This window comes from Acinetobacter sp. YH12063 (assembly GCF_013419715.1).
Taxonomy (GTDB): domain Bacteria; phylum Pseudomonadota; class Gammaproteobacteria; order Pseudomonadales; family Moraxellaceae; genus Acinetobacter; species Acinetobacter amyesii.
Genome location: NZ_VOZO01000001.1, coordinates 537,123 through 549,803, shown reverse-complemented (window position 1 = coordinate 549,803; position 12,681 = coordinate 537,123). Strand labels below are relative to the sequence as shown.

Below are 12,681 nucleotides of genomic sequence, written 5' to 3'. Positions count from 1 at the left end.
AAAGCCCTCTTTTGAGGGCTTTTTTAATGCTTCAGTGGTTATTCAACTTCTAAATTAAAGGTCACTGGACCGTCATTGACCAAATGCACTTTCATGTCGGCAGCAAAGATGCCTGTTTGTACATGGTCATATTGGTTCTTGGTGTAATCGACCAACTGTTCATACAGTGCTTTGGCATCGCTTGGCGGCATGGCAGGGCCAAAATCGGGGCGCAGGCCTTTTTGCGTTTGCGCCATCAGGGTAAATTGAGACACCAAGAGGATACCGCCGCCGGCTTGTCTGACATTCCAGCCCATCTTGCCTTGTTCATCATCAAAAAAACGGTATTTCAAGATCTTATCGATCAGTTTTTTGCCTTTTTCTAAATCGTCAGCTTTACCAAGTCCTAAAAACACTAAAATACCGTGATTGATTTCACCCGTGATCTCACCATCGACCACCACTTTGGCTTCCAAAACACGTTGTAACAAGGCCCGCATAAATTCTTCCGAGTAGAAAATTGAACATAGGGCAGGGATTGTAGCAAAGACAGCATTCTTTCGAAGCGATGTTTAGAAAATTTTGGGCTCAAACATTTGAAAATGAACTGTATATTTTTTATAAATCTAATAATGCGATTGAATTTATAAAAATAATCTGTTTTATCTATTTATTAAATATCAGTATCTTTGCGGGGCAGGAAAGGTATTTAACAGAGAGATTAAGACGATGTTTAAGCGTTCTTTATTGGTTGCGATGTTAGCAACAGCAACAGCGGCGACTCAAGCAGCGCCATTAACTAAAGACAATGGTGCACCAGTAGGCGATAACCAAAACTCGATTACTGCGGGTCCAAATGGTTCAGTTCTACTTCAAGACGTACAATTGGTTCAAAAATTACAACGTTTTGGTCGTGAGCGTATTCCTGAGCGTGTGGTACATGCCCGTGGTACAGGTGCTTATGGTGAATTCGTTGCAACTAAAGATTTATCTGATCTAACCATTGCTTCATTGTTCAAAGCAGGTACTAAGACTCCAGTTTTCTTACGTTTCTCGACTGTAATTCACGGTAAACATTCTCCAGAAACTCTACGTGACCCGCACGGTTTCGCGATCAAGTTCTATACGCAAGAAGGCAACTGGGATTTAGTGGGTAACCAAACTCCAGTCTTCTTCATTCGTGATGCAATTAAATTCCCTGACTTCATTCACGCAATGAAGCCAAGCCCAATTGACAACGTTCAAGACGCAAACCGCGTATTTGACTTCTTGTCTAGCCAACCATGGGCAACCAATATGTTGACTTATGTGTATGGTAACCAAGGTGTGCCTACCAGCTACCGCGAACAAGACGGCTTTGGTGTACATGCGTACAAGCTTTATAACGACAAAGGCGAATACAAATACGTTAAATTCAACTTCCGCTCTAAACAAGGCGTGAAAGGTCTGAACGTTAAAGAAGCTGCTGAGCAACAAGGTAAAGATTTTAATCACTTGACTAACGATCTTTATAACAACATCAACGCTGGTAAATTCCCGAAATGGGATCTTTACATCCAAGTGTTAGATCCTAAAGATCTCAACAGCTTCGATTTCGATCCATTAGATCCAACTAAAATCTGGCCAACGAACTTAGTTCCAGAAACTAAAGTGGGTACGTTGACACTGAACCGTATGCCGAAAAACTTCTTCCAGGAAACGGAACAAGTGGCATTGGCTCCGGGCAACTTAGTACCAGGTATCGAGCCATCAGAAGACCGTCTGCTGCAAGGCCGTATCTTCTCTTACTCAGATACTCAAATGTACCGTTTGGGTGCGAATCACCAGCAAATTCCAGTCAACCGTCCATTGGTTAACGTGAACAACAACAACCAGGATGGTTCTATGAATGTTGGCGGCACTTCATCGAACGTGAACTACGAGCCAAGCCGTATTGAGCCAAAACCAGCGACTGCGAAAGCGCGTGCGGTTGAAACGCCGCTTTCTGGCACAGTTCAACAAAAAGGTGTGAAAGAGCAAAACTTCAAGCAGGCGGGTGAACTTTACCGTTCATACTCTGCGAAAGAGAAAGAAAACTTGATCATGAACTTGGCGGCTGACCTTGGCAACGTGAAAGATTCAGAAACCAAGCACATCATGCTGTCTTACTTCTACAAAGCAGACGCTGACTACGGTACGCGTATGACTAAAGCAGTAAACGGTAACCTTGCAACTGTAAAAGCTAAAGCAGCACAACTGAAAGACTAATTTCGATCAGTCTTAAGGATTGGTAACTAGGGTCTAGAACGTTACCTCAAAAAAGTCCTATGAAGCTCCATACCTTTCCTGCACCCTAGGGGGAGTTTCATAGGCACTCCTTAAATATTCATTTTTATGAAATGAATTATTTCTAATTCAATTCTACATTCGATTTCTGTTGGAGTTCATCATGAAAGTTATGCAACATTTGACTTTAGCCAGTCTTCTAGCGTTTGGTTCCGCATTCGCAAACGTGGCAATCGCGGAAGATATCTCCCCCGCTAAAGCAACTGCAAGCGATCAGATGACCTCACAACAGGAATTGATCGCAATTTTCTTTGCTGCAGCCAAAACTGGCAATGAAGAAGTCATCAATGAATTTCTTAAGCACGGTTTTCCGGTCGATGTGCGCAATGCTTCGGGTTTTACACCACTGATGATGGCGACCTATTACGGTCATCAAAATATTGTGACTCGTTTGCTGGAACAAGGTGCAGACCGCTGCGCACGTGACAATAAAGGCAACACCGCATTGATGGGTGCTATGTTTAAATTAGAATGGGCGATTGCAAAGCAATTACGCCAAGTGGATTGTGATGCAAATGCCAAAAAAAATGGGGCAAAAGACTGCAGAACAGTTTGCGCGTGAATTTGGTCAAGAAGAAAAATATCGACAGTTACTCAAAAAATAGTGAGCTTGATCGCGCTCAGCTTCAGCAAAAAAAATGAAAAAAGTCGATGAATCGCGGTGATTTATAAGTTATTCCACTAAATCAATCGGCTTTTTATCAATAAAGTATGCTTTAATGCAAAGAGTTGATAAAAACTGAAAGTCTTTATGTCTCCAATCATCCAATCCTTATTAGACACAGATCTGTATAAATTCACCATGCTTCAGGTGGTGTTACACAAATTTCCGCAAACCCATAGTGTGTATCACTTTCGTTGCCGTAACTTGGACGATACAGCCTATCCACTGGTTGAAATTTTGGATGATTTAAACATGCAGCTCGACATGCTTTGTCAGTTGAAGTTTAAAGAAGATGAATTGCAGTATTTACGCAGTTTACGTTTTATTAAAAGCGATTTTGTTGATTATCTTGAATTATTTCAGCTTAAACGCCGTTTTATTAAAGCGGGTATTGATGATGAAGGTCGACTCGACATTTGGGTAGAAGGCCCAATGGTTCAAGCGATGATGTTTGAAATCTTTGTTTTAGCCATCGTCAATGAATTATATTTCCAACGTATTCGTACGCCCGAAGTTTTAGCCGAAGGTGAGCGCCGTTTGCAACATAAGATTGCCTTGCTGAAGCAGTATGAAGCACGGCAAAATCCAAATGATCCACCATTCTTGGTCTCTGATTTTGGCACGCGTCGTCGTTATAGTTATGCATGGCAAAAGCATGTAATTGAAGAATTAAATCAGGCTTCACCGTATATTTTCCGCGGTACAAGTAATGTTCTGATTGCCAAAGACTTGAATATTACTCCAATTGGTACAATGGCGCATGAGTTCCTACAAGCATTCCAAGCGCTTGATGTTCGTCTACGTAACTTCCAGAAGTCTGCGCTAGAAACATGGGTGCAGGAATACCGCGGTGACTTAGGAATAGCCTTAACGGACGTTGTCGGTATGGATGCGTTCCTACGTGACTTCGATTTGTACTTTGCCAAACTATTCGACGGTTTACGTCATGACAGTGGCGACCCGTATGAATGGGGCGATAAAGCCTATGCACATTACAAAAAGCTTAAAGTCGATAGCAAAAGTAAAATGCTGACCTTTAGTGATGGTCTAAATATCGAAAAAGCGTGGGATTTGCATAATTACTTCAAAGACCGTTTCCAAGTGAGTTTTGGTATTGGCACCAACTTGACCAATGATATGGGGCAAACTGCGCTGAATATCGTACTGAAACTGGTTGAATGTAATGGTCAATCTGTGGCAAAAATTTCAGATAGTCCGGGTAAAACCATGACGGATAATGATACTTTCTTAGCGTATCTGCGTCAGGTGTTTGACATCTCTGAAGTTAGCGCTTAAACACAGCATTAGATAAAACTAAAAAAGCCGAATCAATGATTCGGCTTTTTTATATCTAAAATATTGCTAAAGGAATGCAAAAATTCAGAATAATAGTGAAAATGACTTATGCTAAGATCGAATTTAATCGCACAAAATACAACACGAACAACGATGACAGCATCTACACTGAATTTTGGTCTGCTGATTGAAGCGGAAGAATTGGTTTCACATCTTGGTAATGAAAAACTACGGATCGTCGATTTGAGTCGTCGTTCGGTTTATGACCAATTGCATATTCCACATGCACTGCATGTGCAGCCGAAACTGTTAGTGCGCCAAGAAGAACAAGCGATGGGGCTTTTACCTGACCAAGCCGGTTTAGAACAGCTCATCAGCTATCTGAATATCAGTCCAGAACATCATGTAGTAGTGTATGACGATGAAGGTGGGGCATGGGCTGGTCGACTGATTTGGAACTTACATTGCCTCGGTTTTGAAAATACCAGTCTCCTCAATGGTGGCATCCATGCTTGGCTTGGGGCAGGCTTACCGACCTCGTCTGAAATTGAGCAATTTGAACCCGTGAGCCCATTGGTTGAAGTAAGTGCAGAGGCGCGTGCTCAGTATCAAACAGATTATGATGAGCTATTGGCTCGTGTGCAGCAGGAGCAGATCCAAGTATGGGACTGCCGTACCGAAGACGAATATACAGGCCTACGTTTGGCTGCGCGACGCGGCGGTCACATTCCGGGGGCACGACATTTCGAATGGAGTACTGCCCTTAACCGAGAAAATCATTTAAAATTGCATCCTTTAGAACGCACACGACAACGCTTAGAACAATTGGGATTCAATTTAAACGAACCTGTGGTGGTATATTGTCAGTCCCATCATCGGTCGGGCCTAGCTTATATACTGGGACGTTTACTCGGTTGGAATATTCAAGCTTATGATGGTGCGTGGAGCGAGTGGGGCAACCGACTCGATAGTCCTGTGATCACCGGAGAGTTGCCGTCTTGAGCCTTACATCTCAGTTAAAAAAACAAATTTTTATTCAAGCTCAGCGTGTTGTTCCACAGCACAAATTATCACGTATCGTGGGTAAATTGGCTGCAAGCGAAAACCCTGTGGTGAAAAATGCCGTGATTACCGCATTTAAAGCGCAGTATGGCATCGACATGTCGATTGCTGAGCAAAGCAATGCCTTAAAATTTAAATCCTTCAATGAATTTTTCACTCGCTCTTTAAAAGAAGGCGTGCGTGCAGTCGATGCTGATCCATCCAGTGTTGTTTCACCTGCAGATGGTGCGATTTCACAACTGGGTAAAATTGAAAATGGTGATGTATTTCAGGCCAAAGGCCAGAAGTTCACTGTTGAAAACCTAATTGCCGATCCACAATTGGCTGAACCCTTTAAAAATGGGCAGTTTGCTACGGTTTATTTGTCACCAAAAGACTACCACCGTGTACATATGCCATTTGCAGGGACATTGACAGAAACTTTGTATGTACCGGGTGAATTATTCTCTGTAAACCAAACCACTGCTGAAAATATTCCGGGTTTATTTGCTCGCAATGAACGCATGGTCTGCTTATTTGATACAGAAGTTGGTCGTATGGCGGTTGTACTGGTAGGTGCAATGATCGTGGCAGGTATTGAAACCGTGGCTACAGGTAAAGTTAAACCGACAGGGCGTTTGGAACTGAATCAACACGATTTATTCTTAGAAAAAGGTGCAGAATTGGGCCGTTTCTATTTAGGTTCAACAGCGGTTGTGTTGTTTGAAGAAAACAAAATGCAATGGGATGCGACCTTTAAAGCCAACTCGACTGTGGTGATGGGCGAAGCTTTAGGGCATACCATTTAATGAATTCCCTGTCCCTTTAGGAGAGGGTTAGGGAGAGGTTTTTGAGCTAAGCTGATGTATTCAAAAAAGAATCCCTTCTAACCTCCCTTTATTAAAGGAATGAATAAAAAAAAGCGCCATCAGGCGCTTTTTTTTAATTTCAAAATTTAGCGTTTTACGACAATCGAGTCGATACTGCTATGACGTAAAGTTTGCTGTGCAATCACAGCAGCTTCTTGTGAATCATAGGGGCCAGACACAACGCGATACCAAACTTTGCCGTTTTCATTACTTTGAATCACATCGGCAGATAAACCGTTCAAAATAATTTCAGCACGTCGTGCATCGGCTTGATCAGGATCATCATAACTGCGCACTTGCAGAATATAACTTGCAGCAACAGGCGCAGTTTCTGTGGTTTCTAGTCCAAGCTCTGTGGTTTCAACTGGCTTTTGTTCTGGTGCATCAACAATCACCACCGTTTCTTTATTTTCGGTTTCTGGAACAGCTTGTTCAGGAATTGGCGTCACTTGTTGCTGAGGCAATAGGTCGTAGAAACGATAGTCTTTATTGGTTTCTTCTTGGTAGTGTTCAGAGGTAATTTGACCTTTTGGCTTCACAGGCTCCCAAGGTTTCCAAAGCATGAGCGCAACTAAGAAACTCAACACGATTAAAATGATGACAAGTGTACCTAGCCATGCTGGAATCAATGGTTTTTTAGGCTTATTTGGCCGATCAGATACACCGCGCTGCGTTTTTCCAAACACGTGGAAACCTCATTTAATTTTAATTGTCACGAACCACTTTGGGGCAGCCCAAAGTAGCAAGTCTTGATTGTTATATATTACATGAGTGTCATCAGGAATTTGTTTAATTTTCACAATTTCAGCACAGCCAAGATGACACGGACATATTGCTGAATATAAACGAAATACAGGCTCATTTCGAGCCTGTATTGAAAAGGATTCTTTTTAGCACAATGCAATTGATGACGCTTAAACCCATGCGCTGTGTTTGTGCATGGGCGATGCCGATGAATTTCTATTGTGCTCGCAACATAAAGGGTTGCTTACATGCTTTCAGGCGCACTCACACCCAATAATTCAAGACCATTGCGTAAAACTTGCTGTACGTTTACAGACAGTAATAAGCGCGCTTGAGTCAGTTCTGCATCATCACCTAAGACTTTATTTTCGTTGTACCAACCATGGAACAACGCCGCTAATTCTTTCAAGTAGTTACCTACTTGGTGTGGTTCATAGCTGTTTGCTGCACGAACCACAATTTCAGGGTAAGCCGCAAGTTTAGCAAGAACTTCAGTTTCAGCTTCTAACTCAAGTTTAGCTGCAAATTGACGTGCAGCTTCAGCAGAGAATTGAACGTCTGTCGCAGCCGCTTTTTCGAGCATACGGCAGATACGTGCGTGTGCGTATTGGATGTAGTACACCGCATTGTCTTTACTTTGAGACACAGCAAGGTCTAAGTCGAAGTCAATGTGTTGTTCTGATTTACGCATGACGTAGTAGAAACGAGCAGCATCGTTGCCCACTTCTTTACGTAAGTCACGTAAAGTCACGAATTGACCTGAACGAGATGACATTTGAACCATCTCGCCGCCACGCCATAGGCTCACAAATTGAACCAATAGCACAGTCAATTTTTTAGAATCATAGCCAAGCGCATCAATCGCTGCTTTCACACGTGCGATATAACCGTGGTGGTCTGAACCCCAGATATCCACGATATCTGTATAGCCGCGTTGTAGTTTATTTAAGTGATAAGCAATGTCAGATGCGAAGTACGTAGTTTGACCATTACGACGTTTCACAACACGGTCTTTTTCATCACCAAATTCAGTTGATTTGAACCAGATGTTGCCATCTTTTTCATAAAGGAAGCCACGTTGATCCAGCATTTGTAATGCTTCATCAATTTTTTCAGTCAAAGTTGCTTCGCTGAACCATTGGTTGAAGGTCACACCAAACTCACCAAGGTCATCTTTAATATCATCAAGAATGGCTTTCAGCGCAGCTTGATGGAATACACGGTAGCCTGCAGCCAAATGGTTTTGAGAATTATGAATCAAACCATCAATATGCTTTTCTTTGTCGCCAGAAAGCACCACTTTGTTGCCTTCAGCATCAAGCTCAGCTGCATATTGAACGTCTTCTGGTACATCTTTATAGATGTCGGCAACAGGGCGTACATAAGCATCGCCATCTTTGTCGATAATGCTTTGAGCGATTTCTTTAACGTAGTCGCCTTGGTATGCATTTTTAGGGAAGACCAGTTGTTGACCGGTCAATTCTAAATAACGCAAGTAAGTCGATGTCGCCAAGATATCCATTTGACGGCCAGCATCGTTGACATAGTATTCACGGTCAACTTTAGCACCTGTTGCTTCAAGAAGATTGGCAACGGTCATACCGTAAGCTGCGCCACGACCATGACCAACGTGTAGGCTAGACGTTGGGTTGGCTGAAACGAATTCCACTTGAACACGTTTTTCAGCATTGGCCTGTGTGCGACCGAACTGATCTTTCTGAGCTTGAATTTGGTCTAAGACAGCAAAACGTTGGTCAGCATTTAAAAAGAAGTTAATAAAGCCAGGACCTGCAATTTCTGCTTTGCTGATATCTGCGACTTCTGGAAGATTTGCCAGAATTTTTTCGGCTAAATCACGCGGCTTCATACCTGCAGCTTTAGAGGCAATCATGGCAATGTTTGACGCAAAGTCACCGTGGCTTCGGTCTTTGGTTCGGGTCAAATTGCTAGTATTGTTCCAGTCAGTTGGGAGTACACCTTCAGCTTGAAGGGATTGCACTGCATGATCGAGCGCTGCTTGTATTGCCGTATTCATAATCAGTCGAAAAATAAATGTCGCAGAAAAACGGTAAATATAGCAAATTTCAGGCTCTTTAGGTGAACCCATTTGTTGCGAATAAAAAATATTCGATAAAAGTGAAGCATTGCTTATATCGAAGTAAAACGATATAAGTGGTTTAGCGATTCAGGATCACTGCTTGAGTATATGGACATGTCACAACCCACCCCTAAAATTTTTGGCAATGTGCCGAAGTTAGCTGCACGCTGGGCGCTGATTATCGTGCCGTTTATTTTATCCTGTCTCATGAGCGGTATTATTTCGTTTATTAATATGCTCAGAAATTTAGGCTGGTTTGAGGGATTTCTGACTCTATGGCTGCATAATTGGATGATTTCATGGGCAATTGCTTTCCCCATTGTACTGATTTTATTGCCATTTGTTCGAAAGTTTACAGGCCTGCTGGTTGATATGTCAGGGCCACAGCCACCTGCAAAATAAGCCTGCATGTAAGTCACAGTTGAGTAAAACGGTGACTTACTGCATTTCGCTTTAAATATTTATAGGCTATCGCGACAACTTACGGCTTTAGAGAGTAATTCGGCTTTGTTGTTTTGGAAGGTATAGAGTTTTGAGGCATTAAACACTTTGATGACTTTGGCTTGAGCGATAGCGGTTTTAAAGTTTTGGAACTTTTGCTGATTGGCTGTCTCAAACGGATTTCCAAAGTTTTTATTGTCGAGCAAAATTTGGATTTGCCCCACATTCGTGTCATGTGCTTTTAGGATGTCTTGGCCATCTGCATTGCTTAAACTGAAAGTAGGGCGCTGAGTGCTGATTTTGCAATTCAATTTGAGGCTCAAGGTGAAATTGTCTGCCGATTTATTTTTGAGGGTGGATGTGCCTTGTTGATCATTTTCAATATAGACCCACTGATTTTTCGGCATATTGGTCAGTAGAGTTTCTAACTGTTGTTGGGTACTTTTGCTGATATCGACCGTGCCTTTTTTATCGATTTCAGGGGCTTTTTCTTTACCGAGCATCCCCATCACTTTGTCGCTGACTGTACTGCTGGTTTTGGAAATGGTCTGGCAAGCGCTTAAGCTACTGATGATTAGAATGAAAGGTAGTGTATAGATGGCAGGTAAATGCATAGATTTTATTGTTCTATTAAATTTTCAGATCGGCAAAGTTTAACGGTTCTACGCATAAAGCTCAAACCTGCGGCCTATCATCTCCTGTGATGAGGACTTTAGCGGGCGGCTAAAGCAGCCATTCTACACAGGCACGAATAATCCCCAGTGCAAGGCCAATAAAACCGCCGACCACGACACCATTGACTCGAATCATATGTAGGTCGCCACCAACTTCGTTTTCGATCTTATCGATCATTTCACGTGAGTCCCATTCATGTATACGTTCACTGATAAACCGAATGACTTTTTCGCTGTATTGATCAGAGAGATTGATGGCAATATCACTCATTTTTTCATTCAACAATTGGCGTACAGCGACGTTAGAGACAATATTTTCGCCCACTTGTTGAATGGCGACGCGTAGGTTTTGTGCAATGCCAGAGTTGGGCTTTTCTAAATCAGAACGAATGGCATCGCATAAAATCACCACTGCGCCACTGATAAAATTCAACATTTGTGGACTATCGAGCATGGCGTCTTTGGTGCTATTCAGGCGTTGGCTGGCAACACTCTGATTGTCCGCCAGTTGCTGCATAAGCTGCTGTGCCATGTCTTCGATTTTACGGCGCCACGGATGTTCATGGTCAGCAAGCATGGACTCGACACGACTGACCAGTGAATCAATGGTGCGCTGCTGTACATCAATACCAACCCAGCTTGCACCTTTGGCGAGCTTCCAAACCCCGAGTTCTTTAAACAACTGACGTGATAAATCACGGGTTTGTTCAGGGTGCTGTAACATCCAGTCATGGGCTAAATCTAGTCCACGTTGCAGGACATCTTGATGGAAATCATTTTCTAAAACTGCTCGCAGCATTTCACTGGCAAGATGGTTGACTTGCGTATTGCGCACCCATTGCACGCTGTTATTTTGGATAAAGCGTCCAATTTGTTCCTGACCGACAAATTCGAAAATTTTCGGGACCGTTTGCTGAATGACTTGGGTCACTTGCGCATTATTGTGCGGATTGGCCAACCATTTCCCGACGGCAAGAGAGAGATCCGTCTCCGCTAAACTTTTTTCAACCACATGTGGTGAAAGAAAATTTTCCTGAACAAAGCGGCCCATCGACTCAGCAATGCGCGCTTTATTGCGTGGAATAATTTCTGTGTGGTCACGTAAAAATTTAGGAATCGGAATCCGACCAAAGGGATTGCGAAATAAAACGGTTATCGCATACCAGTCTGCCAAACCACCAACCACGCCAGCTTCTGCTGAAAGCATTAAAATATGAATGAGCCAGACGTATTCGGGCAGCAATTTAGCTGCGATCATCAATGCAATCCACGCCAGCACCGCCACCACCAAAGCAATGGTGGCGAAGCGTTTACTGCGTTGCAGATTGGGCGAAACAGCAGGCTGTTCAGTTGGGTTCATCAATGATCGGGTCTCTATGGGTTGACTTATTTGGTGGTAGGCTCAGCGGCTACAGGCAAAGGATTTCCTTGACTGTCTAAACCATATTTAGCCCCGAGTGACTGCAAAATCAAGCGAGCATCAAAGGCATCCTGAGGGGCTTTGGCACGATCTTTATAGCAAGTAATACTGTAGGAAACTTGAGTTGGATCGAGTGTGACCACCTGTGGAACGTCATAAAACGGGCCTGGCCAAAAGCCGGGATGGCGACGGTAATAGCCATATGGATAAGGCATAGGGTCTGGGTAAATCACTGCTTGGCGCGGCGGTTTTTGACTCCGATTACTCGGGTCATCCATGACTTTAAAATATTGAAAGCCATTGTGTAGGGTGGTTTGAGCAGCTTTAACCAAGGTGATTTCTTCGGCAGTGCCATAGCTCATATTGGGGCTAGCTTGGAAGCTAATCCGATAGCTTTGAGCATTTAATGGCGTTGCAGCATAACGACCCAATTGTTCGAAGGTTAAAGGCTTCGATGGGGTGCTTGCACAGCCGGTGAAGCCCAGTGCTGCGGTCATGGCTGCTGCGATAATGAGTTTGTTCATGCGCATACTCCTGTTCAGTCGGTTCATGGCAAGGGGGAGATACTGGCCAAAAGCCGTCAATTAAAAGCTAGAATTGGGTTGGGTTAAAAATTCCAATTCCTCTGCTGTAGATGTTCTGCCCAATACCGCATTGCGATGCGGGTAACGTCCAAATCGATCGATAATCACTTTATGCTTTTTTTCAAATTCTAAGTTGATCGGATTGCCCAGTTGCTCAAATAATTTTAACGCGCTTTGATGGATTTTTGTCGATTCGCTATGCATAAAGGGCATATATAAAAATGAGCGCTGTTCAGGGCTTAATTGTAGATCTAAACCCTGCGCGATGGCTTCTTGTGCAAGCGCCAAAGCCAGTGCATCTTGGGCAAAAGCCAAGCCAGAATCACGGAATAAATTTCTAGAAAATTGATCTAAAACAATAATTTCAGCCAAACGACCTTTAGCAGTCGTACGCCATTGCCATAGTTCTGCTTGACTGGCTGCAAGATGGATGTCTTTAAACTTTTTTTCGATTAAAACATCAAAATTATTGCTTTTAGCGAACCAATTGGGCTGATTTTCTGGGTTAAACCAAAATTCGAGAATATCTTGATAATTCATAAGTTT

General features: G+C 43.0%; 12 protein-coding genes and 1 pseudogene. 6 read left to right on the top strand and 7 right to left on the bottom strand.

Annotated elements, in window-relative coordinates:
* Positions 1 to 38: 38 nt before the first annotated feature.
* Positions 39 to 479 carry a D-aminoacyl-tRNA deacylase gene (dtd, locus tag FTU12_RS02580; RefSeq protein WP_180113678.1) on the bottom strand — a complete coding sequence of 147 codons (441 nt, stop codon included), beginning with the start codon at positions 477 to 479 and terminating at the stop codon, positions 39 to 41.
* Between the two features lie 229 nt (positions 480 to 708).
* On the opposite strand from dtd, the gene FTU12_RS02575 reads away from it, so the two are divergent.
* The 5 genes and pseudogenes from FTU12_RS02575 to asd all read left to right on the top strand — a co-directional run bounded on the left by FTU12_RS02575 (position 709) and on the right by asd (position 6,114).
* Entirely contained in the window at positions 709 to 2,226 is a 1,518-nt protein-coding gene (locus FTU12_RS02575) for a catalase (protein ID WP_180108876.1), read from the top strand.
* Between the two features lie 181 nt (positions 2,227 to 2,407).
* Positions 2,408 to 2,909: pseudogene (locus FTU12_RS02570) on the top strand (ankyrin repeat domain-containing protein).
* A 146-nt stretch (positions 2,910 to 3,055) separates the two neighbouring features.
* Positions 3,056 to 4,264: a nicotinate phosphoribosyltransferase gene (pncB, locus tag FTU12_RS02565; protein ID WP_111885113.1), complete on the top strand. Its 1,209-nt coding sequence runs from the start codon at positions 3,056 to 3,058 to the stop codon at positions 4,262 to 4,264.
* Between the two features lie 153 nt (positions 4,265 to 4,417).
* A complete protein-coding gene (locus FTU12_RS02560; protein ID WP_180113715.1) occupies positions 4,418 to 5,266 on the top strand; it encodes a sulfurtransferase in 849 nt (282 codons plus the stop codon).
* Positions 5,263 to 6,114, top strand: a complete 852-nt coding sequence (gene asd / locus FTU12_RS02555; protein WP_078190610.1) for an archaetidylserine decarboxylase — start codon at positions 5,263 to 5,265, stop codon at positions 6,112 to 6,114. Before FTU12_RS02560 ends, asd begins: the two co-directional genes overlap by 4 nt.
* Positions 6,115 to 6,260: 146 nt before the next feature.
* Here the strand turns inward: asd and FTU12_RS02550 are convergent, their stop codons facing one another.
* Positions 6,261 to 6,860, bottom strand: coding sequence for an SPOR domain-containing protein (locus tag FTU12_RS02550; RefSeq protein WP_180004357.1), 600 nt, complete (start codon positions 6,858 to 6,860; stop codon positions 6,261 to 6,263).
* A 302-nt stretch (positions 6,861 to 7,162) separates the two neighbouring features.
* Entirely contained in the window at positions 7,163 to 8,953 is a 1,791-nt protein-coding gene (gene argS / locus FTU12_RS02545; protein ID WP_180113677.1) for an arginine--tRNA ligase, read from the bottom strand.
* Positions 8,954 to 9,130: 177 nt separating this feature from the next.
* Between argS and FTU12_RS02540 the strand changes: the two genes are divergently transcribed.
* On the top strand, positions 9,131 to 9,418 hold the full coding sequence (locus tag FTU12_RS02540; protein WP_372491143.1) for a DUF2798 domain-containing protein: 288 nt from the start codon (positions 9,131 to 9,133) through the stop codon (positions 9,416 to 9,418).
* 59 nt (positions 9,419 to 9,477) lie between these two features.
* Here FTU12_RS02540 and FTU12_RS02535 read toward each other — a convergent pair whose 3' ends face one another.
* The 4 genes from FTU12_RS02535 to FTU12_RS02520 all read right to left on the bottom strand — a co-directional run bounded on the left by FTU12_RS02535 (position 9,478) and on the right by FTU12_RS02520 (position 12,675).
* Positions 9,478 to 10,071, bottom strand: coding sequence for a hypothetical protein (locus tag FTU12_RS02535; protein WP_168379702.1), 594 nt, complete (start codon positions 10,069 to 10,071; stop codon positions 9,478 to 9,480).
* Between the two features lie 109 nt (positions 10,072 to 10,180).
* Positions 10,181 to 11,491, bottom strand: coding sequence for a DUF445 domain-containing protein (locus FTU12_RS02530; RefSeq protein ID WP_180113714.1), 1,311 nt, complete (start codon positions 11,489 to 11,491; stop codon positions 10,181 to 10,183).
* A gap of 26 nt (positions 11,492 to 11,517) precedes the next feature.
* Positions 11,518 to 12,075: a hypothetical protein gene (locus FTU12_RS02525; protein ID WP_180113676.1), complete on the bottom strand. Its 558-nt coding sequence runs from the start codon at positions 12,073 to 12,075 to the stop codon at positions 11,518 to 11,520.
* Positions 12,076 to 12,135: 60 nt separating this feature from the next.
* Positions 12,136 to 12,675, bottom strand: coding sequence for a DUF924 family protein (locus FTU12_RS02520; protein WP_180066494.1), 540 nt, complete (start codon positions 12,673 to 12,675; stop codon positions 12,136 to 12,138).
* Between the last annotated feature and the right edge of the window lie 6 nt (positions 12,676 to 12,681).

What these genes read in the sequence shown, in the direction of transcription:
- pncB (WP_111885113.1), top strand. Translation starts at nt 3,056, where the DNA reads ATGTCTCCAATCATCCAATCCTTATTAGACACAGATCTGTATAAATTC.
- FTU12_RS02535 (WP_168379702.1), bottom strand. Translation starts at nt 10,071, where the DNA reads ATGCATTTACCTGCCATCTATACACTACCTTTCATTCTAATCATCAGT.
- FTU12_RS02540 (WP_372491143.1), top strand. Translation starts at nt 9,131, where the DNA reads ATGTCACAACCCACCCCTAAAATTTTTGGCAATGTGCCGAAGTTAGCT.
- FTU12_RS02560 (WP_180113715.1), top strand. Translation starts at nt 4,418, where the DNA reads ATGACAGCATCTACACTGAATTTTGGTCTGCTGATTGAAGCGGAAGAA.
- FTU12_RS02575 (WP_180108876.1), top strand. Translation starts at nt 709, where the DNA reads ATGTTTAAGCGTTCTTTATTGGTTGCGATGTTAGCAACAGCAACAGCG.
- FTU12_RS02525 (WP_180113676.1), bottom strand. Translation starts at nt 12,075, where the DNA reads ATGAACAAACTCATTATCGCAGCAGCCATGACCGCAGCACTGGGCTTC.
- dtd (WP_180113678.1), bottom strand. Translation starts at nt 479, where the DNA reads ATGCGGGCCTTGTTACAACGTGTTTTGGAAGCCAAAGTGGTGGTCGAT.
- FTU12_RS02520 (WP_180066494.1), bottom strand. Translation starts at nt 12,675, where the DNA reads ATGAATTATCAAGATATTCTCGAATTTTGGTTTAACCCAGAAAATCAG.
- FTU12_RS02530 (WP_180113714.1), bottom strand. Translation starts at nt 11,491, where the DNA reads ATGAACCCAACTGAACAGCCTGCTGTTTCGCCCAATCTGCAACGCAGT.
- argS (WP_180113677.1), bottom strand. Translation starts at nt 8,953, where the DNA reads ATGAATACGGCAATACAAGCAGCGCTCGATCATGCAGTGCAATCCCTT.